This is a genomic window from Streptomyces sp. NPDC102462 (assembly GCF_044765425.1).
GTDB lineage: Bacteria > Actinomycetota > Actinomycetes > Streptomycetales > Streptomycetaceae > Streptomyces.
On record NZ_JBIWKB010000008.1, the window covers coordinates 109984 to 134771 of the forward strand.

The 24788-nt window shown below is 69.7% G+C and carries 20 protein-coding genes; 11 read left to right on the forward strand and 9 right to left on the reverse strand.

Going from position 1 to position 24788, the window contains the following annotated elements:
- Positions 1–3 precede the first annotated feature (3 nt).
- The 4 genes from ACIRFL_RS09815 to ACIRFL_RS09830 form a co-directional block, all read right to left on the reverse strand.
- Entirely contained in the window at positions 4–507 is a 504-nt protein-coding gene (locus ACIRFL_RS09815) for a hypothetical protein (RefSeq protein ID WP_404025950.1), read from the reverse strand.
- Positions 508–756: 249 nt separating this feature from the next.
- On the reverse strand, positions 757–2964 hold the full coding sequence (locus ACIRFL_RS09820) for a bifunctional serine/threonine-protein kinase/ABC transporter substrate-binding protein (protein WP_404025952.1): 2208 nt from the start codon (positions 2962–2964) through the stop codon (positions 757–759).
- A gap of 28 nt (positions 2965–2992) precedes the next feature.
- Complete coding sequence (locus ACIRFL_RS09825; RefSeq protein ID WP_404026159.1) at positions 2993–5134, reverse strand: ABC transporter substrate-binding protein; 2142 nt, start codon at positions 5132–5134, stop codon at positions 2993–2995.
- On the reverse strand, positions 5134–6087 hold the full coding sequence (locus ACIRFL_RS09830; RefSeq protein ID WP_404025954.1) for a hypothetical protein: 954 nt from the start codon (positions 6085–6087) through the stop codon (positions 5134–5136). The genes ACIRFL_RS09825 and ACIRFL_RS09830 overlap by 1 nt, the downstream gene beginning before the upstream one ends.
- Before the next feature lie 282 nt (positions 6088–6369).
- On the opposite strand from ACIRFL_RS09830, the gene ACIRFL_RS09835 reads away from it, so the two are divergent.
- Positions 6370–6777: a hypothetical protein gene (locus ACIRFL_RS09835; RefSeq protein WP_404025955.1), complete on the forward strand. Its 408-nt coding sequence runs from the start codon at positions 6370–6372 to the stop codon at positions 6775–6777.
- Between the two features lie 593 nt (positions 6778–7370).
- Positions 7371–9446, forward strand: a complete 2076-nt coding sequence (locus ACIRFL_RS09840; RefSeq protein ID WP_404025956.1) for a TerD family protein — start codon at positions 7371–7373, stop codon at positions 9444–9446.
- Between the two features lie 46 nt (positions 9447–9492).
- Here the strand turns inward: ACIRFL_RS09840 and ACIRFL_RS09845 are convergent, their stop codons facing one another.
- On the reverse strand, positions 9493–10836 hold the full coding sequence (locus ACIRFL_RS09845) for an MFS transporter (RefSeq protein WP_404025958.1): 1344 nt from the start codon (positions 10834–10836) through the stop codon (positions 9493–9495).
- 344 nt (positions 10837–11180) lie between these two features.
- Here ACIRFL_RS09845 and ACIRFL_RS09850 point away from each other — a divergent pair, with 344 nt between their 5' ends.
- Entirely contained in the window at positions 11181–12857 is a 1677-nt protein-coding gene (locus ACIRFL_RS09850) for an SWIM zinc finger domain-containing protein (RefSeq protein ID WP_404025960.1), read from the forward strand.
- Between the two features lie 17 nt (positions 12858–12874).
- On the opposite strand, the gene ACIRFL_RS09855 is transcribed toward ACIRFL_RS09850, so the two are convergent.
- Positions 12875–13285 (reverse strand): hypothetical protein, encoded by a 411-nt coding sequence (locus ACIRFL_RS09855; protein WP_404025961.1) that lies wholly within the window; start codon positions 13283–13285, stop codon positions 12875–12877.
- Between the two features lie 694 nt (positions 13286–13979).
- Entirely contained in the window at positions 13980–14450 is a 471-nt protein-coding gene (locus ACIRFL_RS09860) for a GNAT family N-acetyltransferase (RefSeq protein ID WP_404025963.1), read from the reverse strand.
- A gap of 426 nt (positions 14451–14876) precedes the next feature.
- Between ACIRFL_RS09860 and ACIRFL_RS09865 the strand changes: the two genes are divergently transcribed.
- The 3 genes from ACIRFL_RS09865 to ACIRFL_RS09875 all read left to right on the forward strand — a co-directional run bounded on the left by ACIRFL_RS09865 (position 14877) and on the right by ACIRFL_RS09875 (position 19237).
- A complete protein-coding gene (locus tag ACIRFL_RS09865) occupies positions 14877–16310 on the forward strand; it encodes an ATP-binding protein (protein ID WP_404025964.1) in 1434 nt (477 codons plus the stop codon).
- A 517-nt stretch (positions 16311–16827) separates the two neighbouring features.
- Positions 16828–17931: a hypothetical protein gene (locus ACIRFL_RS09870; protein ID WP_404025967.1), complete on the forward strand. Its 1104-nt coding sequence runs from the start codon at positions 16828–16830 to the stop codon at positions 17929–17931.
- A gap of 376 nt (positions 17932–18307) precedes the next feature.
- Positions 18308–19237: a phosphotransferase family protein gene (locus tag ACIRFL_RS09875; RefSeq protein WP_404025968.1), complete on the forward strand. Its 930-nt coding sequence runs from the start codon at positions 18308–18310 to the stop codon at positions 19235–19237.
- 23 nt (positions 19238–19260) lie between these two features.
- Here ACIRFL_RS09875 and ACIRFL_RS09880 read toward each other — a convergent pair whose 3' ends face one another.
- Positions 19261–20508 carry a hypothetical protein gene (locus ACIRFL_RS09880; RefSeq protein WP_404026161.1) on the reverse strand — a complete coding sequence of 416 codons (1248 nt, stop codon included), beginning with the start codon at positions 20506–20508 and terminating at the stop codon, positions 19261–19263.
- A 407-nt stretch (positions 20509–20915) separates the two neighbouring features.
- On the opposite strand from ACIRFL_RS09880, the gene ACIRFL_RS09885 reads away from it, so the two are divergent.
- The 3 genes from ACIRFL_RS09885 to ACIRFL_RS09895 are packed head-to-tail and all read left to right on the forward strand — an operon-like array spanning position 20916 to position 22101.
- A complete protein-coding gene (locus ACIRFL_RS09885; protein ID WP_404026163.1) occupies positions 20916–21467 on the forward strand; it encodes a bifunctional DNA primase/polymerase in 552 nt (183 codons plus the stop codon).
- Positions 21457–21768: a hypothetical protein gene (locus ACIRFL_RS09890; protein ID WP_404025970.1), complete on the forward strand. Its 312-nt coding sequence runs from the start codon at positions 21457–21459 to the stop codon at positions 21766–21768. Before ACIRFL_RS09885 ends, ACIRFL_RS09890 begins: the two co-directional genes overlap by 11 nt.
- 3 nt (positions 21769–21771) lie before the next feature.
- Positions 21772–22101, forward strand: a complete 330-nt coding sequence (locus ACIRFL_RS09895; protein WP_404025972.1) for a hypothetical protein — start codon at positions 21772–21774, stop codon at positions 22099–22101.
- A 306-nt stretch (positions 22102–22407) separates the two neighbouring features.
- Here the strand turns inward: ACIRFL_RS09895 and ACIRFL_RS09900 are convergent, their stop codons facing one another.
- Complete coding sequence (locus tag ACIRFL_RS09900; RefSeq protein ID WP_404025973.1) at positions 22408–22893, reverse strand: hypothetical protein; 486 nt, start codon at positions 22891–22893, stop codon at positions 22408–22410.
- 378 nt (positions 22894–23271) lie between these two features.
- Between ACIRFL_RS09900 and ACIRFL_RS09905 the strand changes: the two genes are divergently transcribed.
- Both ACIRFL_RS09905 and ACIRFL_RS09910 read left to right on the forward strand, forming a co-directional pair.
- Positions 23272–24192, forward strand: coding sequence for a hypothetical protein (locus ACIRFL_RS09905; RefSeq protein WP_404025975.1), 921 nt, complete (start codon positions 23272–23274; stop codon positions 24190–24192).
- 9 nt (positions 24193–24201) lie between these two features.
- Positions 24202–24690 carry a hypothetical protein gene (locus ACIRFL_RS09910; RefSeq protein WP_404025976.1) on the forward strand — a complete coding sequence of 163 codons (489 nt, stop codon included), beginning with the start codon at positions 24202–24204 and terminating at the stop codon, positions 24688–24690.
- The last annotated feature ends 98 nt before the right edge of the window (positions 24691–24788 follow it).

A 24788-nucleotide genomic window follows, 5' to 3' on the forward strand; every position in this document is an offset into this window, starting at 1 on the left:
GGCTCACGCGAAGTGCGCGGACGCGTTCTCGTTCTTCAACGTGGAGTCCAGGTTGACGAACGGGCAGTCGTACGCGGAGGCGTGGCCGAAGTACTGCGAGTGGCCGAGGTAGTCGGAGTTGTAGTAGACGCGGTAGTTGTCCGCGGGCGCGCAGTTGCGCACCGACGCCGCGTTGTTCTTCACGGCCTGGCCGCTGCCGTTGCCGTTGCCGTTGAACACGTAGACGTAGTTGTACAGGTCGGAGCCGACGTACTTGCTGCGTCCCGCGAAGTCGGGGATGTTGCCGTAGAAGTCGGCCCAACTGGACACGATGCGGTCGCCGTTGAGGGCGAGATCCTTGGAGTTGTAGACCATCCACAGGTCGCCGGTGCAGGTCACGCCGTAGACGTCGCAGTTGCTGGTGACCTTCACGGTGGTCGCCGCCTCGGCGGGACCGGCGCCCGCCAGTACGGCGGCCGCGGCCGCGAACGCCGACACCGCGGCACCCGCCCTGACTCGCGCGGACATGCTCTTCACGATTTCCTCCCCCTGTTCCACGGCTGACGCCGCGTCGGACACCGCCGACATGTCATAGGCCGGTCACATGCGTGACCGGCCGGTGATCAACAGCAGGAACATACGTTCCCCGTCCGGGGTCCGATGCGCCGATCTTGATAACGATCGGGAAAAATCGAAGCGCTTTCTCTTCCAAAGATTCCCAAGTGGGGCGCCGGGGGCAGGGCGGACGAACCGCGGCATGCCCCGTCATCGTCGCCCTTACGGGGCGCGGGAACCGGCCACACCGGCGGCGCTTTCCCGCCGCGGCCGGCGTTCGCGTGCCGCCTGCACCTGCTGGTACTGCCCGAGGAACACCGGCGCCCCGTCCGTCACCCGCCACAGGAAAAGACCCGGGTCCAGCTGCACGCTGCCGGTGTCCGACCGGAAGGCGATGGTCCTCGTGACACCCCGGTACGCCAGCGACCGCAACCGGTGGACCAGGGTGCCCGTGTCCACCGGACCCGTCCCCACCGCGGTCAGCGCGCGGGCGACGAGACCGGCCGCATCGTACGCCTCAGCCGCGCCCCGCCCCACCGTGCCCACGCCGTACCGCCGCCGGTACGCACGCACGAACCCGGCGGCCGGCTTCAGCCGCGCCGGGTCCACGAACGTCGCCGAGAAGACCCACCCCTCGGCCGCCGCGCCCGCCGCGTCCAGGAACACCGGGTCGAGCACCGGCTCGGTCGCGGCGGCCGTGCCGGTGAACCCGGCCGCCCGCAGCGCGCGGGCGCAGGCGGCGGCCCGCCGCGGCGAACTGCCGCAGTACACCACCGCCTCGGCCCTCGCCGCCCGGGCGGCCACAGCACCGAAGTCGTCGGTGTCCGTGGCCACCGGGTACGTGGTGACCGACCCGCCGGACGGCGGAGCCGCCGTCAGCGAGGTGGCGATCAGCCAGCTGTAGTCGCGGGTGGCCCGGTCGTCGACCAGCGCGGTACGGGTGACCGGCCTGACGCTGGTGAGATAGCGGACGAGTGGCGCGTCGATCGCGCCGTCGGACGGCCTGACCTGGAACACGGCCGGCTCCGTCACCGACACCGTGCTGTACAGGCCGTCGGAGCCCGCCCACGCGGTCACCATCGGCAGCGGGGCCTTGTTGTAGGTGTCCCGCACCGCGAACGCGGTCGCGTCGGACGTCGGTCCGACCACCGCCCACGCCTTCCCGCCCGCCACGAGCCGCCGGGCCAGCGCCTCGGCCCGGTCCGGGTCCCCGCGGTCGTCGAGCACGGTGAGGGCCAGGTCGAAGCCGCGGTCCGCGCGCGCGTTGTGCTGCTCGACCGCGAGCCGCACGCCTCGCTCGACGGCCGTGCCGAGCGCCTTGCCAGGGCCCGTCAGATCCGCCTGCACGGCGATCGTGCGCGAAGGCCGGCGGCCGTTCGGGTCCGCCCCGCGGCGACCGCCGAGCAGCCAGGCGGCGCCGCCGCCCGCGGCCACGACGCCCGCCGCCGCGGAGCCCAGCACCAGGAAACGGCGGCGGCCGGACACGGTCCGCTCCTCGGCCGCCGCATCGGCCGGTGCCGCGTCATCCGGCGCGGGCCGTTCCGGCTCCGGCAGCTTCAGGACCGCGGCCGAACGCTCGGCGATGACCGCGGGCAGACCCGGCGGCAGCCAGTCGTCGGTGGCGAACTCCCCGAGTTCCGCGCGTAGTTCGGGCACGGTCGGGCGGTCGGCCGGATCCTTGGCGAGGCAGCGGGCGAGCAGCGCGCGCAGCGACTCGTCCGGGACGCCGCCGAGATCGGGCGCCTCGTGGATGGTGCGGTACAGCACACTCGGCGCTCGGCCGCTGCCGAACGGCGGCCGCCCGCTCGCCGCGTAGACGAGCAGACAGGCCAGCGAGAAGACGTCGCTGGGCGCGCCCACCTCCCCGTCGCGGACCCGGGCCTGCTCGGGCGAGAGATAGCCCGGGGTGCCGACGATCACGTCGGTCGCGGTCAGCGCGGTGGCGCCGCTCGCGCGGGCGATGCCGAAGTCGATCAGCCGGGGGCCGTCCAGGGCCAGCAGCACGTTCCCCGGTTTCACATCGCGGTGGACGAGCCCGGCCGCGTGGACGGCGGCGAGCGCGTCCGCGAGACGGGCACCCAGCGCCCGCACCGTGTCCGCGGGCAGCGGCCCGTGCCCGCCGACCGTCTCGGCGAGCGAGGGACCGGGCACGAACGCGGTGGCGATCCACGGCTCGGGGGCCTCCGGATCGGCGGCCGTCACCGGCGTCGTCCACCGGCCGTCGACCCGGGCCGCCGCGGCCGCCTCACGGCGGAACCGGGCCCGGAAACCGGGATCGGCGGCGTGCTCGGCACGGATCACCTTGACGGCGGCCAGGGCCCCGCCCCCGGAGCGCGCCAGATACACCACGCCCATGCCGCCCGCCCCGATCCGGGCCAGCAGCCGGTACCCGCCGATCGACTCCGGGTCCGCGGCGGTCAGCGGCAGCATCGTCGCCCGCCCCCCGGCCGGCGCACCGTCACGCCGTCCTCGGCTGCGGCGCCTTGTCCGGCGCCGGGCCCAGATAGTGGAACTCGCCGTCGATGACCTGGTGCACAAAACTGGCCGGCGTGGTCAGGACCGGCTGGCCCGCGCCCCTCTGGTCGAAGGCGAAGTCCCGGGTGATGCCGTGGTACGTGGCCTTCTGCAACGGACCGATCAGCGCCTTGCGCGCCGGCCGTCTCCCGTTCGTCGCGACGAGCTGCCGGATCAGCAGCTTCGCCGCGTCGTAGCCCTCGGCGGCCCAGAAGCCCGGTGCGTGCCCGTACCGCGTGCGGAAGGACTGCGCGAACGAGCGGACACCGGCCGCGCCCGGCCCGATCGCGCTGGCCACCACCGTCCACCCGGCCGCGGCCGGCTCGGCGGCGAACCGGGCGTCGAGGGCGGGCTCGGCCGCGTACTTCGGCCCGGTGAAGTCCGCCAGCCCCCGCGCCGCCCGGATCGCCCCGTCGAGCGGGCCCGCGTACACGAACGCCTTGATGCCGGCGGCCCGCATCTCCGACAGCACGGGGGTCAGATCGCCGGTGCCGGCCGGCACCACCCGCGGGTGCGTGGCGTCGCCGTACTGGCGGACGACGAAGTTGACCATCTGGATGGTCATCCAGGAGACGTCACCGCCGCTGCGGTCCAGCAGCACCCCGACCGGAGTCGCCGCGCTCGTCGCCTCCAACTGGTAGCCGAGGCTCATGGCGACCACGTTGTGCAGCGGCCGGCCGCGCACGAAGGAACGGACGTTCCGCGCGAGGTTCTGCCCCGCGGACATGCCCAGCACGGGCAGCAGGGCAGCGTCGTAGACGGGCAGGGCGGCCTGTGTGGTGGCGTCCGTGCTGGACCCGATCACCGCCAGGACGTCCGGGTCGTCGACGAGCCGCTGGGCCGCCGCCGCGGCGCGCTCGGCCCGGCCCCCGTCGTCGGAGGTCGTCAGGTGTAGCGTGAACGGCCGGCCGAGGCGCGCGTTGAACTCCTCCACCGCGATCCGCGCCCCCTGCTCCTGCGCCCGCCCGGCCGCCTTCCCCGGGCCGCTCAGATCGGCCTGCACACCGATGGCCCAGCCGGGCCGGGCCGACGTGTGCCTGCCGGAGCCGTCGTGCAGCGCGGCCCAGGCGGCGGCACCGCCGCCCATGGCGAGGACGGCCGCACCCCCCGCGGCGACCGCGAGGAACCCGCGCCGCGACGGGCCGCGGTCCCGCACCGGCCCCTCGATGATCGTGGCCCCGATCTCCGGCAGGGACAGCATCTCGGCCGACCGGTCGGCGACCATGCGCACGACGGCGGCGGGCAGCCAGTCGACGGTCCCCGACGGCACGTCCTCCACCAGAGCGGCGTCCAACTCCTCCGGAGCGGGCCGGTCCGCCGGATCCTTGGCGAGGCAGCGCCGCAGCACGGCCGCCAACTCCTCGTCCACCTCGTCCAGGCCGTCGAGATCGGGCTCGTCGTGCACGGTCCGGTAGAGCAGGGCGTCCACCGCGCCGCCGCCGAACGGGGGCCGGCCCGTCGCCGCGTACGCCAGCACACAGCCCAGCGAGAACACATCGCCGGCCGGCCCGACCCGGTCGCCGTCCCCCGCCGCCTGCTCGGGGGCGAGGAACCCGGGCGTGCCGACCACCAGTCCGGTCGCGGTCAGCGCGGTCGCGTCGAGGGAGCGGGCGATGCCGAAGTCGATCAGCCGGGGGCCGTCAGCGGCGAGCAGGATGTTGCCCGGCTTCACGTCCCGGTGCACGAGCCCCGCCCCGTGCACCGCGGCCAGCGCGCGGGCCAGCGCCTTGCCCAGCACCCGCACCGCCCGCACGGGCAGCGGGCCGTGCCGGCCGACGGCCTCGGCGAGCGAGGGACCGGGCTCGAAGACCGTGGCGAGCCAGGGCGGCGCGGCGTCCGGGTCGGCGCCGGTGACCTTGACCACCCAGGGGCAGTCCACGCGCCGGGCGGCGTCCGCCTCACGGCGGAAACGGGTACGGAAGTCGTCGTCCAGCGCGTACTCGGCCCGGATCACCTTCACGGCGGCGAGCGCACCCGAGTCGGTCCGGCCGAGATAGACGACGCCCATGCCGCCCTCGCCGAGCCGGGCCAGCAGCCGGTGCCCGCCGACGAAGGACGGGTCGCCGGGGCGCAGCGAGCGGTCGATCACTTGCCGGCCCCCAGTTCGCTGCGCACCTTGGTCTCCATGGCGGCCACCGCCCGCGCCTGCGCGGTCAGCAGATCGCCCTGCGCGTACCCCTTGCCGCCCTCGACGACGACGGCGATCGTCACCGGCCCGAGCCGTACCTGGTCCCAGAAGTAGGGCGTGGCCTCCTTGCCGAGGCCGGGATTCAGATACTCGCCCATCTCCAGCAGCACATCGTCGGCGGAGGTGTTCCCGTTCGTTCCGTAACCGGAGCCGATCGAGTTCAGGCCGCGGATCCGCTCGGTGGCCCGCAGTTGCTGGTCGGGGCAGCGCAGCGCCTCCTCCAGCGTCTCGGCCATCTCCCCGTCGGCCTGGGCTGCGGTGCGGTGCACGGTGACGGTCGCGGCGGCGCGCACCTCGCCCCTGCCCCCGCCGGCCGGGAGCCGGGCATAACGGGTGAGGCTGCCGAGTACGTCGGCGGGCAGCGACGCCTGCCGCCAGACACAGTCGGGGCCCAGCACCGGCCAGTCGGCCGGATCGCTCTCGTACGGGGTGCGGCGCTCGTAGCCCGGCCCGTAACTGTCCGGCCCTGCGGTGACGGTACGCAGCAGCCGCAGCGCCTGCGACCGGGTCTCGGGCAGCCGCGCGGCATCGGCCCGGAACCGCGAACCGGCCGCATCCGCACCCGTGCCCGACTGGCCGGCCTGTGCGCCGGCATCGGTGCCGCGGTTGGCCGCGCCGCCGTTGGCCGTGCTGCCGTCGGTGGTGCTGCCATTGGCCGTGTCGCCATTGGCTGTGCCGCCGTTGGCCGGGCCGGAGCCCGCCGAGCCGTCGCCCGTCGCGGACGGCGTGGCGGCACCGGGACCGGCCCCGTTCCCCGCTTCCCCCGAACACCCGGCCAGCAGCGCCAACGCCGCACAGACCAGCACCGCAGATGCCCGTCTTCCGCGCCTGAGCGCCCCTGCGTACGTCACAATCCTCCCTCCCGCGCCGCCAAGCCCCGGCCCGCACACGGCACCGCCCGGGGTTCGCGGGCATCGATCAACTCATCTTGGCGCATGGGGAGACGGCGATGCGACGCACGAAGCATCGGGCCGGCAACAGGCGTGTAACCCTTGGACAGCGGATCTTCACAGCTGCTTCATGAGTGTCACGGGTACCACGTCGAGCACGATGAGCACCAACGCGCCCTGCGCGGGACACACTTGAACACACGCCGGGTTCGGCCCGTTGTACTCCAGCCGGAGGCGGGCCCGGTGTACGACACCCACGACGACGCTCTCGCACCCGGCGCCGCGTTCTCCGCCGACGACAGCCAGGCCGCGGCCCCCGACGCCGCCCACGGCACCCGGCTGCGCAACACCGACGACCTGTCCGACGCGGCGAATGCCTACCCGCTGCTCCCGTCCGGCGCGGCCGCCTTCAGCGGCGACGGAAAGTACGTAGCCCGCGACGCCGCCGCCACCGGCTCCACGCCCGACGGCTCCCGCCTCTTCGCGGTCACCACAACGTGGCCGGCGGCCAGTTCTCGCTGCACATCTTCCGGCCGCCAGCGGTGCACCACGACCCCCGGCGACCTGACCCACCGCACCGCCGAGGACATCACCCACACCGTGCCCTGCCGGACCGCGCCGTGCTCAAGGGCGTATGGACCGACCGGTTAGGCACCGGCACCCTGTCGTCGGTGACGGTCGCCGCGGACGCACTCCCGACCGCGCCGGCAACGATCCGCATCACACGCTGATCCCGCCGACCCTGCTGATCCCGACGGGCATCGGCTCGGGCGCCCTGCCACGTATGGGACGCCCGAGCCGACCCTTCGCGCAGGGGCGGACCCGCAACGGGGGGTGAAACAAGCCCGCCCTGCACACCGGCGCCCGCGAGCCTCCCCCCGGAGTGCAGGCGCCCGACCCCGCACGGGGGTCACTTAGTCCAGCGCGACGCGCGAAGGCCGCGTCACGGGCGCGAGCGAAAAGTCGCAGGAAACCCACCCATGTGAAGCCCACCACGCACGACACCCACGCCCCCTCACCGCCAACCCCACGACCCACGACCACTGGGACGACGCCAACCACCGCGCGCCCACGGTCCCTTGGATCACGGCCCACACGATCTCCACGAATTCTCCGCATCCCCTACAGCCGCGCCCCGTGGGCACTACAGTCACCCGTGTGCGGCTCGTCACATAGTGCTGCACATCAGGCAACTGGGGCGGGGGCGCTCTCACGCCCGGTGTGCATCGTGTTGGGGGGGCTTTATGCGGGAGATGGTCAAGGGCTCGAACGTATCTCTGTCAGCCCTGAGCGAGAACGTCGGTTCGGTGATCGTCGGGCTGGGCTGGCGGAGCCCGACCGGAGAAGGGGATGCCGACGTATCCGTCCTGTTGCTGGACGCGAACGGCAAGGTCCGCAGCGACGCGGACTTCTGCTTCTACAACAACCCGGTCGCCGCCGACGGGAGCGTGCAGCTTCTGGGCAAGACACCGACGGCCGACGGCAGCGAGGACGGGATCAGCTTCGACCTGACCGCGGTCCCGTCCGGGATCGACCGCATCGTCGTGGCCGCCAGCCGGTACGAGGGCGCCCGCTTCGCAGAACTGGAGGGCGTCAGGCTGTCGTTGGCGGACGGTGGCGGTGAGGAACTGCTCCGCTTCTCCATCGAGGGCGCCGACGCGATGAGCGCGATCATCTTCGGCGAACTGTACCGGCGCGGGCAGGAGTGGAAGTTCCGCGCGGTCGGCCAGGGCTACGACACCGGCCTCGCCGGTCTGGCGACGGACTTCGGGGTCGACATCGAGGACGACGCGGCGGTCGATATCGAGGACGGCGCGGCGGCAGAAGAGGCACCGGCCGACGCCGCCGTAGACGAGCAGGTGGGCACGACGGCACCGGCACCGACGCCGGCCGACGGGCCGACACCGCCGGGGCCCCTGGAGGCGGCGGTCCCCGCTCCGCGCCGCCCCGAGAGCGAGTCCGGACCGAGGAAGCCGACCGCACGGCCTCGTACCGCGAAGAAGAAGGTCACCCTGCCCAAGGCGGCCAAGAAGACGCTGGCGGAGAACGAGTCGTGGAAGGAGGCCAGACTCTTCCCCGTCTCGGTCCTCAAGAGCGACCGGGACCGTGAAATGCGAGCGACCTCGGTGCTGTTGTCGGTCATGGCGCAGGTACCGGAGTTCGGCAGGAGGCTCACCGCCGCGTTCGGGGCACCGGCCGGTCGTACGGAAACCTTCACGGAGGTCACGCTTCCGCACGGTGACACCCCGCGGCGCCCCGACGGGGTGATCCGGGTCGAGCGGGCCGGCAAGCTGTGGACGGCGCTGGTCGAGACGAAGACCAACGGCAATGCCCTCAAGGCCGATCAGGTACAGGCGTACGCGGACATCGCCGCGCGCCGTGGCTACGAGGCCGTGATCACCTTGTCGAACGACGTCGCGTTGGAGGGCGGCCCGCTCGTCGACGTGAAGATCGACGGACGGCGCAAGCACAAGGTGGCCCTCTGGCACCTGTCATGGGCCGAAGTCGCCCATCAGGCCCAGATGTTGATCCGGCACGAGGGCGTAGGCAACGCGGCGCACGCATGGCTGCTCCAGGAACTGCTGCACTACGTGCAGCACGAGAACTCCGGCTGCCACGGATTCCAGAACATGGGCCCGGCCTGGGTTCCGGTACGCAACGGAATCGACGACGAGACCCTGTGCCAGGGAGACCCCCGCGCACTGGAGGTCGTCGAAAGCTGGGAACGGCTCATTCGCCAGGTCTGTCTCCGGCTGGGCGGCGAACTGGGCCAGAAGGTACTGCCCGTCCAACGCGCCGGACGCGGAACCGACCCGAAGGCGCTGCGGGACCGCCTCGCCGATCAGCTCTGTCTCGAAGGGAAGCTCGAAGCGAAGCTGCGCATCGAGGGCATGCCCGGCGTCCTGGCGATCAGCGCCGACCTGCGTACGGGCAAGCTCCGCACCTTCACCGAGATCCCCGTACCCGAGCAGGGTTACCCCCTGGCATGGGCGAAGCGGCTCGTCCGCCGCCTGGCCGAGGCACCGGCGGACCTCCACATCGAAACCCTCGTCGAAGGAGAGACGGGCGGCCCACGCGGAACGCTCGAACGGCTCCGCCCCGAACCCGCGGACATGCTGCCCAAGGACAACGGCACCCAGATCACCGGCTTCCGCCTGTCCCTCTTCAGGGGAATGGGAAGCAGCCGCGGCAACGCGGAATCCGGCTTCATCCGCAGCGTCGACGACGCGGTACACCGCTTCTACACCACAGTGGTCGCCCACTTGGACGGCCCCACCCCCCACCGAACACCCACCAGAAAACCCACGACAACAACCTGAACCCACCACCGATCCCGGCTGACGAGCGGCCGGGATGGGGACGCCTTCAGCCGGTGGTCGTCCTGGTCGTGTCGGACCGCGGGACGGGCGGGGCGGATTCGGCGCCGGAGCCGGACTGCGCGCTGGACTGGGATTCCGCGCCGGAGTCGGATTCCGCCCTTGACTCGGATTCCGCGTCGGAGCCGGATTGCGCGTCGGAGCCGGGCGGGGCCGGTTGGGCCAGGGTGCCGGCGACGAGGAGGACGCCCAGGATGAGCAGCAGCGGCACCACCATGGCCGCCCGGTAGGAGACGGCCGCCCCGACGGCCCCGACCAGGGGCGGCCCGATCAGGAAGCCCACGTAGTTGAAGAGGTTGACGCGGGCCACGGCGCTGTCCACCGTCCCCGGCAGCCGCTGCGCACCGACCACGAAGAGCTGGGGCATGATCACGGACAACCCCGCGCCGAGAACGGCGAAACCGAACGCACCGGTCACGGGTTCCGGTGCGGCGGCGATGACGGCGAACCCCACCGCGGAGAGCAGGACACCCGCCCGTACCACGGCCACCGCTCCCCACCGCTGCACCCAGCCGTCCCCGAGACCACGGCCCACCAGGGTGGCCGCCATGTAGAGGGCGTACGGCACGGTCGCCATCGCCTCCGAACTGTGCAGGGTGTCCTCAAGGAACTTGGCGCTCCAGTTGGTGGCGGTGGAGTCGGCGACGACGGCCACGGTCATGATCAGGCAGAGCGGCAGCAGCGGCTTCCAGGGGACTCCGCGTGGCCGAGCGGACCGCGCGGCCGGTTCAGCCGCGGCACGGCCGCCCGCCACCGCGCCCGGCCCGCCCGGCTGCCGGGTCAGACGCGGTCCGGCCGACACCGCGAACGGCAGCAGCAGGGCGACCGAACCGGCGAAGAGGACGAACAGCGAGAGGTGCCAGTGGGCTCCGGCCCAGGCGAGCAGGGCGCCGACGATGCCGCCGAGGCTGGCGGAACCGTGGAAGCCCAGCATGATGCTGCGACCGTAGCCGCGCTGGATCCCCACGCCCGTCATGTTCAGGCTCGCCTCCATGGCACCCACCAGCAGCCCGAACACGCCCAGACAGGCCACGAGTTGCCAGACGGCCTCGCCCGCCCCGACCCCGACCAGACACAGACAGATCAGGGGCTGGAGGACGCGTACCACCACGGGGGCGGGAACCCGGCGTACCACGCGCGAGACGGTGACGCTGCCGACACCGGCCAGGACCGGCACGGCCGCGAGGAACAACGGGAGCGCGGCGTCGCTGAGCCCGTACCGGTCCTGGACCGCCGGGATGCGGGTGACCAGCAGGGCGAAGACCGCGCCGTGGACGAGAAAGACCAGGAGCAGCGCGGCGCGCGCCTGCCGCAGCCGTACCGGGATCTCCATGGCACCCCCTTAGGTGTTCGCCACCACTCACCCGAGGGCAGCACCGACGTGACCATAGGGACCACCGCTGAAGCGCCACTTGAGCGGCAAGACCGTCAGGTCCGCCGCCCCCACACGGATCTCGAAGTCGGGACGCGCCTTGAGAGCCCGATAGCCGCAGCACGGGCACGCGAGAAGGGCGCCCTCCATACCCGGCGGCGGTTCGACGGCGCCCCGAAGGGGCGCGGGGAACTGCGCGACCAGCCACGACGGTGCCGCAGACGACCGACGGCCCATCGCGGCACATCCAGCGGAGCGCCTAGGCTGATGTCCAGTCAAGTACGCAACCCGAGCAGGCGGAAACCGTGGAAAGTCTCACCGAGGCCAACCTCAGGGCGCTGGCCGGTGCCCGTTCCTTCGAGCGCGGGCTCGGATACCTGGACGCGGTGTCCGGAGTCGAGGTCGGCGACGGCCGGATCACCGCGACCGTTCACGGCACGGAGCGGTACGAGGCGGAGCTGACCCTGGACGGCCCCGGCGGCCTGGCAGGCACGTGCGACTGCCCGTACGGCCTGGAAGGCAACTTCTGCAAGCACCTTGTGGCCCTCGGCCTGACGGCGCTCGCCCAGCGGGCGAGCCTGCCGCGGCAGCGCAAGGCGGCCCGGAAGCGCACGCAGGATCTCGACGGCTGGCTGTCCGCCCTGTCCAAGGACGAGTTGCTCACTCTGCTGCGGCAACAGATGGACGAGGACCGGCAGTTGCGGCGACGCCTGGAACTGCGGGCAGCGAGCGCCCGCGGAGACCTGGCCACGGTCCGGGCCCGCATCCGCGACCTGCTCGACATCGGCCCCTTCACGCAGTACGGGTACGTCGAGTACGCCGACGCCCGCGCCTACGCCGACCAGGCCAAGCAGGCCGTGTCCGCGATCGGCGCGCTGACCGGCTCGGGCCGGGCCGCCGAGGCGATCACCCTGGTCCGGGAGGCGATGCGGCTGCTGGCGGAGGCGGCGGAGAGCGTGGACGACTCCGACGGCCGGCTCGGGCAGATCGGCGCCGACCTCGCCGATGCCCACCTCGACGCATGCCGTGCGGCGCGCCCCGACCCCGGGGAACTCGCGCGCTGGCTGGTCGGCCATGCGCTCGGCGACTTGGACGACGGCCTGACCGACATCGATCCGCTCGACTACGAGGACGTACTCGGCGCAGAGGGAATGGCCGTCCTGCGGGAGTCGGCGGTCGAGGCATGGCGGCGCAACCGTACCGGCTGGGCCGAGAAGTACCTGATGGAACGCCTGGCCAAGGCGGGCGGGGATGTCGACACGGTAATCGCCGTCCAGGCGGCCGACCTCGCACCGAACGGCCACACGCACCTGCTCATCGCTCGTGAGCTGGATACCGCCCGACGCCCGGACGAGGCGCTGCGCTGGGCGGAACGCGGCATCCGGGAAACCCGGGACCTCGCCGCCGTCGACACCGCACTGGTCGACTACCTCTGCGGCCGCTACGCCCAGGCGGACCGGCTGTCGGACGCCCTCACCGTGCGCCGCGACCACTTCGGCGCCCGCCGCTCCCTGCTGGCGTACCAGCAACTGCGGTCCGCCGCGCAGGCCGCGCACTGCTGGCCGGCCGAGCGCGAGCGGGCGCTGACCCTGCTGCGCGCCGATGCGGAGCAGCGGAAGGCGGGCCGGTACGACGGCCCGGTCCTGGTCGACGCGCTGCTCGATGACAAGGACGTAGACGCCGCTTGGCGGGCCGCCGCCCGGACCGGCGCCCAGGACCGGCAGTGGCTCGCCCTCGCCGACCAGGCGCGCGCCGACCGTCCCGCCGACGCGCTCGGTGTCTACCTGCGCCTGGCCGAACCGCTGGCCAACCAGACCGGAAACCCGGTCTACGAGCAGTTGGTCGACCTCCTGCTGAGCATCCGAGACTGCCACCGCCGCCTGGGCACGCCGGAGGAGTTCACCGCGTACGTCACGGCCCTGCGCACGGCCCAGAAACGCAAACGGAACCTGATGCGCCGCATGGACGACCACGCCCTGTGAGCCCGGAGTATCCGGAATCAGTGGAACACCACGGCGTGACCACCGGCGACGCTCGCCAGGCAAGCCTGGCGGAGCTGGCCCCAGGCCCACTTCTCCGGTCCGAACGGATCGTCGTCCGAGAGACCGACGGATACGTCCTGTGCAACGGGCTCCGGATGCGAGGAGTGTGCGTCGGCGAGGCGGATACCCAACGCAGGCGCGAGGCCGTTCAGTTCGGTCAGGAGCAGTTGGCTGGAGCCGACCATCCCGGCGCCGGCGACCCCTGACTCCGGTGGGAGGAAGAGCGGATCGGCGAAGTCGACGGGGACGTAATAGCCGGCGTTGTCCGCGTGACACAGCAGGTGGGAGACGAGCAACGAGGTCTCGTCGTCGATCCTCGCAAGGTCACGGTGCCATGCCTCGCTGTCGGACTGCGGGACGGGAACCACGGGCTCTCCCCGGCCGGCGAGGACAAGGACGCGACGCAGCCGGGTCAGATACCCATACGGGAACCCGCCGGAGAAGACATGAGGGCTCGGCGGAGCAACGACCTCCGGTTCCGCCCACTGCACCCGCTCAGCACGCAACGCCCGACCAAGCCGGACGAAGCCACGACGGTGGTACTCATACCCTTCCGGGTCGTTACGCGCCTGGTCATAAAGCAACCCAACGGAGATCGAAAGTCCCATGCCCGAAGCGTAGTGACCGGGCGTGACAATGCGAGACGGCGAAGACCACCAGGGTGTCCTCACCCCAGGCCCCGGCCGCCCTCTGCCGCGAGCCTCTTGGAGGCCCTGGGCACGATGAACCTGGGTCGCTGATCCTGAGCGCTGCACCGCCGGTACGGACCGTGGCGCCGGGCCACGGTCCGAAGGCCTGCTTGCCGGGCCGTGCGCTGTACTCGTCCGGGCCGCCGGGGGCTTCGTCGCGTACCAGCCGCCCGCCCTCGGCATCTGGTTGCTGGTAGCACCTGCCGCGTCGAGTTCCGTTTCGCCAGTGGTCGGCTGCCACATGTGTCTCGTCCGATTCGCGCTCTACGCATGTGCCGCCGAGCGGAGCGGCAGTTGCAGGCTGACCCCGAGCCGCCAGAGCCCCCGGAGGAATGGCCGGATGCGGGGTAAGGGCCCATGCTTCCGTAACAGCTCACCGAGTGGGGAAGGCGAGTCGCAGAACGATCTCGCCGTCGTCGATCTCCCCGGTGGGCTCGAACCCGAACTTCTGATAGAAGGGCCACGGTTCGCCGTCGCCGGGCTCGTAGCTGGTCAGTAGCTCGGTGGCGCCGTCCGCACGAACCAGGGCGGCGATCTGCGTGAGCGTCTCTCGGCCGACCCCCCGCCCCTGGTGCCGTTTGTCGACGAGGAGGCGCCAGATGAAGTGCCGCCCCTTGTAGGGACCAGCCGGCGGCTTCCACGAGAGCATGACGAACCCGACTGGCTCGTCGCCGCGGTACACGGCGCGGTACCAGGGATTGGTCTCCGGTTTCTTGGTCGCCTCCTTGAGCGACTTGGACACGGAGGCGACGAACTGCTTCTGATCACGTCGGACGCGGAGGGCACGAACAGCATCCCGGTTGTCGTCGGTGATCTCCCGCAGATGCACGCCTGGGGACCTCATGCCACACCCTTCCGCATCCGGCAGCTGCGCCATCCGGGCCAACCTGAAGAGCCGCCACAGGGCGGCATTCCCATGCGTCCGCCTTATCGAGGACGCCAGGTTGGACGCCATCGCAGCGTATTGGACACAGGCGATCTGGAGCAGAACTGGCACGCCGGGCTGTGACCGCGTCCAAGGCACCGTCGGCGCGTGATCATTCGACCTGAGTCCGGTTGCGGCGCCCTTCGTCAGCCAGACGGGCTGACCTGGGCAGACGCTCCAAGATCCTGTCCGCAGACAGTCCACAGCCCCCGTCGTAGCGCCGCTCAGCGCTGCATACGCCTGCACATGCAAGCACACCGCGTCCCCAAGCGAGCTAGAATCTAAGTAAGATTCAATCTACGTAACATCGAACATGCGTTTTATGCCGCTGAGAGCGGGTGGCCGATGGAATTCAAGGGCAGGGCAGCCGATCTGGATCTGCTGGCTCGACAGCTGGGCCTGGTGATCGAGGGCGCGGGTGCTACCCGTGGGCAGGCCGTGATCATGACCGGTCGGCGCCGGGTCGGGAAGTCTCGCCTGGTCCAGGAGTTCTGTGACCGGTCGCGGATTCCATATGTGGTCTTCCAGGCGACCCGGGGCCGCAACGCGATGGCCGAGCGGGCGGACTTCGCTGGGGCGCTCGCCCAGTCCGCCCTACCGGGGGCGGAACTGGTGGCCGGGCTGCAGGCCGCGGATTGGAATCAGGCGCTGCGCTCACTGGCCGTCGCGGCTCCGGACGACGCCCCGAGCATCGCGGTGATCGACGAGGTGCCGTGGCTGGTCGAGCAGGACGCGGAGTTCGAGGGGGCTCTGCAGACCGTCTGGGACCGTCACCTGTCCGCCAAGCCGGTCCTGCTCATCCTGGTCGGCAGTGACATGTCGGTGATGGAGGCGCTGCAGTCGTACGGCCGCCCGTTCTTCGGGCGGGCGGCGAAGATGACCGTACGGCCGCTGCACCTGGGCGATGTGCAGGCCATGACCGGGTTGGATGCGGCGGACGCGGTGGACGCGCTGCTGATCACGGGAGGCTTCCCGGAAATCGTTCAGTCGTGGCGGCCAGGGGCCGGCCGGGTGGACTTCCTGCGCGAGGCCGTGGCGAATCCGCTGTCTCCGCTGCTGGTGGCGGGCGAGCTGTCGCTGTTGGGGGAGTTCCCCGAGGCGTCACACTCGCGGGCGGTGCTGGAGGCGGTGGGCAGCGGCGAGCGGACCTTCTCCACGATCGCGGCACAGGCCGGGGGAACAGGTGCCCTGCCATCGGGCACGCTGTCCCCGCTGCTGAACACCCTGCAGGCCAAGCGGGTTCTGGCGGCCGACCTGCCACTGTCCGCGAAGGCCGACACCAAGAACAAGCGCTACCGCATCGCCGATCCGTATCTCCGGTTCTGGCTGGCCTTCCTGCAGCGGGGGATCCCGCTCATCGAGCGCGGCCGGGGCGACCTCGCCCTGGAGCGCATCGAGCGGTCCTGGACCACCTGGCGCGGGCGTGCGGTCGAGCCGCTCATCCGCGAGTCGCTGCTGCGGCTGCTGCCCGACGAGCGCTGGCCGGAGACAGAGGCCGTCGGCGGCTGGTGGAATCGGCAGAACAACCCCGAGATCGACCTGGTGGGCACCGATCGTGAACCCGTGGCAAGCGCGGTGCACTTCGTCGGCTCCATCAAGTGGCTGGAGTCCCAGCCGTTCGGCCGGCGTGAATACGACGCACTGGCTCGGGATGTGCTCGCGGTGCCCGGTGCCGGACCGGACACCCCGCTGGTCGCGGTGTCCCGCAGCGGTGTCGCCGACGGTCTACCGCTCGCGGCCCACTGGGGGCCTGAAGACCTGGTCCGCGCCTGGCAGTAGCGGCGAGACGGGGGTACGCGCCTCAGGATGCCCAGTGCCGGTACGCCTCCACCCGGGCCCACCCCTCGGGCGCGGGTTCGGGCAGCGGTAGGTTGAGAAGGCCGATCGCCTGACGGTGCCGACGGCGTCCGCACAGGGCGACGATGCCGCTGACGGACCGGAGCCGGACGGTGGTGTAACCCGGCCCACCACCTCAAGACACAGCGTCTGCTCCGGCTCACGATCCATCATCCCGGCGGCCAACCACGCCTCAACCGCGAGGACATTCCTGACTTCCAGAGGCTGCTTGCGGCGGCCACGGCTCTTCGGCATGCCATCGAGTCTGGCAGAGCAGAGCAGAGCGGGATGCGGACCGGACGATCGAGGACAGCCCCCGCTGGAGTGACTGCACGGGCGCGCCGCCGAGGTTCCAACGACCGCCGTGGCCTGAATGGCCCTCTTTCGTCATGAAAGCTCTCCCCGCACCCTTCGATCAGGCGCGACACACCCATGCTGCGGGACCGACGGGGGAGCCGTGATGGCCAGAACGGTCTACGTACCGGTACTGCCGACCACCCGAGCCGCCAGGCGGGCCTATGAACATGTGGACGCGACGGTAAGGCGCCGGATCGAGCCGTTGTGGACCTTGGTACCGCGTGTCGGGCCTGAGCGTCTTCGGGACGCACCTCCGGTGTCCGAACCGGAGACCGACGAGACCCTGCTGAGTGACTGGCTCACCCCGCGCGTGAACGACCTCATCGAGACGATGGGCGACAACCCTGGTTGGGTCGACGCGGCCCACGTCGAGCGTTTGATCCACGGGTCCGCGGACAGCCTGTGGCACTTGGCCGTCGGAAGCCGCCTGCGCCTGGTCACCGGGCCCGAGCGCGCCCCAAGGCATCAGCGCTACGCCGCCGACCTCGCTTTCCTCAGTGGTCGCAGCCTCGGTATACGGCTCACGCTCCACGAGCCGCTGGACCCGCACGGCAGCCTCCGCCCGCAGCTCCTCGACCTGATCGACCGCCTCTGCCTGCCACCCTCCCGCCTCGACCTCATTCTGGACCTCGGACCGGTCACGGACGCCGGGGAAGCCGTCAAGACCGCCCTCATCGCGATCGACCTCCTCGGCGCCCTCGTTCCGTGGCGCACGCTCGTCCTCGCCGCCGGCGCCTTCCCCCGGGTCATGGACGACATCGACATGCAACCCACCCGTACCGCCGTGCGCCACGACCGGCGGCTGCACCACCTGGTGCGCACCGCCCGCCCGGAGTTGACGAGGCGGATCGTGTACGGCGACTACTCCGTGGAGCACGCCTGCAGCGCCAACATCGCCCCCGTCCGGCAACCGGGCCCGGGCTGGAGCCTGCTGCGCTACACCACACCGGACGGCTTCCTCATCGCCCGAGCACCGACCAGGGGCCCCGACCACGTCTCCCGGGTACGCGCCCAGGCCCGCTGGATAGTCGAGCACAACGGCTTCCGCGGACTCGGTGATCCGGGCCACGCCGAAGGCGAGCGCTGGCTGCGCGCCTGCGCGTACGGTGACGGCTCGAAAGGCTCCGGCAATGCCGAGACATGGCTCCGGGCGGGGCACACACAGCACATGGACTTCGTCGGCCGGCTGCTGACAGGTGCTTTGTGAGGCACCGAAGCCGCGAAAACGGCCCCGCCACGACGAGCAGGCGTTGCTTTTTGCCTGGGCCAGGGCAGCTCCAGGGGGCATGGCATCGCGTGCACCCGGCAGAGAGGCATCGAGTTGCCCGCGCCTGGCGAGCCAGCCTGGGCAGCCTTCCCCTCCTGCGGGTTTCGGGCGGACAACACGTTTCTGACCTGCGGCGACGCCTGAGAGCAGGATTCGAACCTGCGCACACGGCTCCGGAGGCCAGCAGAGACCGTTGCGCTTTTGGAGCGCTGACCTGCGGGGGAAGCGTGGTCGCGGTCGCTGCTGGCGAAGATCATTACGCCCCTATTACGTGGGCGGCCTGTCGGGCGGTCGGTACGGCCCGTATGGTCGAAGCATGATCTCGGGCAGCAGCGGGGCACCTGACGGCGGCGGCACGGAGTTCACGGCGGAGGGGCTGGCGCCCGTCCTCCGGGAGGCGTGCGCGACGGCCGGACTTGACCACCGCGGCGCCGAGTTGCTGCGGCTCGGTTCGAACGCGGTCTACCGCCTGACGACGTCACCGGTCATCGTCCGCATCGCGCGTGACCCGTCGGTGTTCGCAGAGATGGAACGCGCCGTGGGCGTTGCCCGTTGGCTTGAGTCGCAGGACTTCCCAGCCACGCGCGTGACGGCTTCGGTCGCCCAACCGCTTGTCGTCGGCGGTCTGGTGGTCACCATCTGGGAGAGCGTCCAGGAGAACGAGGAGTACGCGACGGTCGGCGAGTTGGCCGACCTCCTGCGCCGCTTGCACTGGCTCGAAGAACCTGAATCCCTGGGGCTGCCGTACTTCGATCCACTGGCCAAGGTGGCGGCGTCCCTGGAAGGTCTTGACGGCATCCCGGGGGAGGACCGTACGTTCCTGGAGGAGCGAGCGGCGCGTCTCGCCAAGGACTACGACCGGCTGGACTTCGTCCTTCCCTTCGGCCTGATCCACGGCGACGCCAGTATTGGCAACATCCTCCGCCATCGGGACGGGCACGCCGTGCTCATCGATCTGGATGGCTTCGCCCTCGCCCCGCGCGAGTGGGACCTGATCCAGACGGCCATCTTCTACGACCGGTTCGGCTGGCACACAAAGGCAGAGTACGCCGAGTTCGTGCACCGGTACGGCTTCGACCTGATGAACTGGCCGGGGTACGAAACGCTTGCTGACCTGCGTGAGCTGATGATGGTCGCCTGGCTCGGTCATCAGGTCCCGACGAACGAGCGGGCTGGTGCCGAATTCGCTCGGCGAGTGCGGTCTCTCCGTAGAGGGGAGGGCCGTGACGAGTGGGGCCCGTTCTGAACTGAACGCGCGGCGGCCTGCGCTCAAACACCGAAGCGACCGCCCGAGGCAATCCACAGCCTGTGCTCTCTGACTTGCTCGGTGAACGTCTGCACGTGCGCGCTGTCGCCGGCCACTGCGAGATTCCGCCGGAACTCGGCGAGATAACTGACGCATCGGGCCGACTTCAGCTGCTCGCCCAAATCAAGCGCGTCGAGTGCCACGCGGCATGCCTCCTCGACGTCTCCGGCGCGCAGGTGGGCGTCGGCCAGAACCATGGTCGCGAAAAAGTCGCTCCGTACGTGGCTGCCGCTCATGGCGTTCTCGGCGTGGGCGACGGCCTGACGGGCGCTGTTGACGTCTCGGAAGCAGTGGGCGGCCTCGGCGGCAAGCTCGGCTTCGTCGAAGTAGCTGATCCACTCCGGTTCGTCGTCGTTGTTCCGGCTCTCCAGGGCGTTCGTGGCCGCGCTCAGGGCGGCTTCGCAGGCTCCTACGTCCCCCGTTCGGGCGAGAGCACGGGCCTCCATGGCGTGGAACTGGGCGCGCAGCGTCGGCGTGGCCACGGGAGCGATGCCCATGAGCGCCGCGCGGGCGAGGGTGGCCGCCTCGGTGTAGTGCCTGAGAAACGTCGCCTGGTGACTCATGGCCGACAGAATGCTGCCGGCGAGCCGGCGGTCATTGGCGTCCTGGGCCAGTCGAAGGGCCTGGAGAAAATACCGCTGTGCCAAGCCGTGGTAGCAGGCGTCGTAGGACATCCAACCGGCAAGGAGCGTTGCTTCGGCCACGGTGGAGAAAAGCGCCCGGCCAACCTGCTCCGTGTACTGGCCGCGCAGGATCGGCGTCACTTCGGTACTGAGGTACTGGACGGCCGCGTGCCGTGCGTGGTCGCCGCCGAAGCGGTCGTCCAGTTCGGCGAACATATCCGCGGTCGTCTTGATGGCCGCTACGTCCCCGAGACCGACGCGCATTCCGTCTCGGCGCTGCCGGGGAATGCCTGGCTCGGGCGCCACCAGCCAGCGGAGCGAGGCTTCGTTCCATGCGGGTTCGGACGGCTGGGCCTGTAACAGGGGCTCGTAACGGTTGAGGTCGGCGCGCCACAACTGCCCTACGGTCTCGATCGCGCCCTCTGGACTTGCCGGATACGTGACGTCCAACAGCCCTGTCTCGGGTTCGCCCTCGTGGTTCAGCCCGAGTTCGGCAGCGCTGAGGCCGTATACCTCGCACAGCAGCGGGCCATAGAAGTCGTCCGGGACGCTGTGTCCGTTCTCCCAACTGGCGATACGGCGTTTCACACTGGCGTCGGACGGGAGGTGGTGGCCACGACGGGCGGCAGCCTGACGCAATTCGCGTACCAACCGCGGCTGACTCCAGCCCCGATCCATACGGGCCTGCCGTAAACGAATACTGGTGGGCTGCATCGAAGACGTGATGTTCCCTCCTCGCGCGCGCAATCGCGAAACCGGGCCTCACAGCGCTCTGACTTTACAACCGAACGTAAGCGTGGTGCATCGTCGGGCGCTGCAAGTAATCGGCGTACCCCTGACGGCTGCTCGTGACGGGGGATGACGCGTCCACGAATGACGCGTCATCCCCCGTCACCTCTCGTCATCTGCCCTGGTCAGGGTGGTGACCGTGAGGCTGGACACAGGGCGGCAGCGGCCGCAACTGAGTCCGACCGAGGTGAGATGACGTGCAGAGGATGACCAGGAGGGGCGTCGAATGGCTCTCCGCGGCGGCAGACGATCCGGCTGCGTGCAGGGCCACCTGGGAGGATGACCCCCGCTCGCCGTACATGCTGCCGACTGGCCGGTACTTCGACGTGGTGACGGTAGACCAGCGAACGGGAATCGAGACATTCGATCAACTGCTACGCCGGGGCCTTCCGTTCGGCCCTACAGTGCTCGACCACAAGGCACAACGGGTCGGCTTCTTCCTCGGCTCGCAGAGTCAGGAGACCTTCGTCCATCACCTCGAAAGAGAAGCGGGCACGCCACCTGCTTACCGCTACCTGAGCCGAGACTCGGTCGTCGTTGTCCCGGGACCCATGCCCCTGCGCGGCGACCGTTACGAGTGGCTCCGCGCCCCGACCCGGCGACCGATGGCCAACCCGCTCCGCCCGGTGGCCCTGGCGACCATGCTCGTTGCCTCCGCCGAGTTGCTTGCCCGCGTGGACCGCTACGGCGAGCGCTACCCGTCCGCGGCTGCCTTCGCCCTCACCGCCATCGAGAGGGCTGCGACCGATGCGGGATGACCCCACTCACCGGCACGACGCTGCCTCCTGGTCGCCGCTGAACAGCGACGGTTGGTACGCCGCGCGCAATGCCACGACGGCTCTGCGGGATGCCCTGATCCGCGCCGGTCTGGAAAAGGATTTCCCCTATCTCCGGGCCGAATTGAACGCCTTCGGGCATGGCCTGGTCGAACTCGGGCGTGTGTCGCCGGCCACCGCGGAGCGACTGGCGGAACTGCTCCGGCTGGCGCTGACATCGGGGGTGCAACGCCTGGGGGAGAGCCGCGACGAAACCGCCGAACACCGCACAGGAAGGGACTGAGCCATGACCGACCGACGGGGAGCCGTCGCCAAGCGCGCCGAGAACCTGATGCCCGACGTGCCCTACGTCCGCGGCTGGGCGCAGGCTCGACGCAGCGCCGGCATCTTGGCCGAGCAACTGACCGTCCTGGGCCTGGAGGCGGACTTCCCCGGACTCGCGGCCGACGTGAACGTCTCGGGGGACGGCCTGGTACGCCTCGGCACCATCCGCCCGGAAGCGGCGGAGAGTCTGGCCGAACTGATCGTGTCGAGCCTGGCGGTAGAGATGAAGTTGCACGCCGATTCGTTGACGCAGGGGACGGGGACTGCCTATCGCAATGCGTCGGCTGCCTGAACGCTGCGGCTCCGGTACTCCGGCCGATTGCGGTACGAGCCTGCTCCCGCGACCGGTCCGCTCCGCCCCGTACGTCACCGTTCCCCCGGCGGTGATGTACGGGGCTTCTTGCTGCTCGCGCCTTGCTTTCTTCGGCGTCGGTCTGCCGCTTCGGCCGGGACCGGCGCCCCAGCGCCGCAGCCCGGACGAAGCGGCAGACCAAAGGATTCAGGGGATGGCATCCAAGAGCGTGCCCGCCTCCGCATTTGAGGACATCAGCTTGGGAAGCTAGGGGCGCTTAGGGAAGGTTGCCGGTCTGACCTGCGGCTAAGCGGTGTCAGGACTTTGACGTCCGTTGTCCTGATCCCCGGTATTCCCCGTGGTTCCCCGCACGACCTGGCACGGGTCTTGCACGGCCTCTTCGTCCAGCAGTACGGCAAGTTCCCTCAGGTCGTTCGCGACCATGACCTGAGCGAGGCGTCCGGCAACGGCCACGACTTCTGGCCAGACGGATGCCTGGAGACACTCCGTGTCGGTGTCGTTGGGTGCCTCGGCCGCGGCGGTGTTGAGCGCGATGCCGAGCTCTCGCATGAGAGCGACCTCTTCCTCAGTTCTGAGACTGACGCCGAGGTATCGCTCGGGTTCGTCTGCATCGCAGAAGTCGTCGAAGAGCGTGTGGAAGACGTGGTCCATGTTCTCGAACACAGAAGGGTCGAGCCACACGTCCCGCTGCCATGGTGGATTGGCCAGAGCCAGGACCACGGGTACAACGTGGACTCGATGGTTCGCTATGAGACGGGCGTCATCGCTCACGGAGCCGAGCCTAGCGATCGGACCCCGAGGAGGCGTCAGCGTTCTCGGGGAGCTGGCGCTTAGAAGATGCGGGCAAGCCTTGGCAGGTCCACCCGATCGGCCTACGCCGGCACCGTGCAGGGCCGTCAGACGCCACTGCCGTCCGCCGTCGTTGCCGTCAATGCTGTCGTCAGCCGTCGGGGTCTGAGCTGCGCACAGGCACCCGACGAGCCCAGTGCCCGCAGTGACGATCGCAACGAGCACGGCGCTTCGCCACTGGTGGCAGGCCCGGGCCTCTGCGCGGCCTACAGGCCGTTGCAGCGCGCCGACTTGGTCGTAAAGCAGTCGATTTGGCTGACAGGTGAGACAAGTACCCAGGCGGGCCGCTAGCTTCATGCTGTGGATCAGAGCATGCATGGCTTGATCGGCCTCAGTGGCGCGGAGTGGCAGGACCTGTGCACGCGAGTGCTCAGGATGCAGCATGGGGCCGACCTTGTCCCCGTCCCAGACACGGGTGGAGACCACGGACTTGAGGCGTACACACTAAGTGGTCACCTATTCCAGTGTTACAGCCCCCAAGAGCCACTGTCCCATCAGAAACGATACGAGAAACAACGCGACAAGACCACGAGGGATGTCGGTAAGTTCATCGATAACGCCGATAAGCTCAAAAAGCTCTTCGGTGAGCACGTGAAGATCAACCGCTGGATCATCATGTGCCCTTATATCGACAATAAGGATCTCGTAGCTCACTGCGCATCGCAAACGAAAAGAATTCGCGATGCGAACCTTGACTATGCCGACCCTGAGATCCACGTCATATGCCAGACAATGGAAGACTACGAGCTCAGCTACAAGAGGGTAGTCAACGCGCAACTCGCTCGCATGCATCTACCGCCGCTCTCCGAGCCGGACTACAGTTCAGTCGATAGTGCTGGCGTGGATAAGATGCGCGAGAAGCTCGGTAAAGTGCACAGATTGCGCGACGAGTCACGCAGAAGTGAGTACGTAAGGGGTCTCCTGCACTCGTACATCAACAGTCAGGAATTTCGCGGGTACATCAAGCTTCATTACACCGAAATCCATACACTGCTTGAGTCGGAACTGGACGACCTGGAACAGCGTCTCGTAATGGAGTTCAGTCTAGATGACAGCCGTCCTGCCACGCTGCTGCAGCGCGTCCTACTAGAGACTGAGAGCAGGGTGAGGGCATGTGCGCCCGATACCGCTTCAGGTGACTCGCGGACGCTGGCCCAAGGGCAGGTCGCAGAGTGGCTGATGAGGTGCCCTCTGGACTTTTACGAAGATCTGGCATCCTAGGGAGCTGATATGATCTCCGAATTTCTGGGTGCCGACGACGAACTCGCCAACGCACGGATCGAGTTCCGCAGCCAACCTCACCCGATCCCAGCTGATGCACGCGTTGCCTATAAGCTTGCCCAAGTTGCGATAGTGCTGAGCGCCTTCAATAGGAACAGTGCGACCATTGAGAATCTTCATCTGTTTACATGGTCGCTGCAGAGTAAACGCGCGGGTCAAATGCTTTTGTCGTGGTGGTCCGGCAGTAGATACGCGAATACTGTCACTCAGAGGTCCGATCCTCACCTTCCTGTAGCGCTCAACGTCGGGCTCATTCGAGGAATCGTGAGCATCACGGGTACGAGCCATAATCGTGTCACTCTCCAGCCTCCCGGTGTTCTGTTCGCTCAACAAATTGAACTTGATGAGGAACTTATGAGCGCCGAGAAATCCTACATCCGTCAATTCAAAAAGCTAAGTGACGCGGCAGTTGCGCGACGGCTCACGCGCGCTTCCTAATGGTCAGGCTGAGGGGTTTGAGATGAAGACCAGGATTCGAGCAGTCAAGCTGCGGGTCCACAGCGCAGCTGGGCCCGCTGGCGCAACCGTTCCTTTCG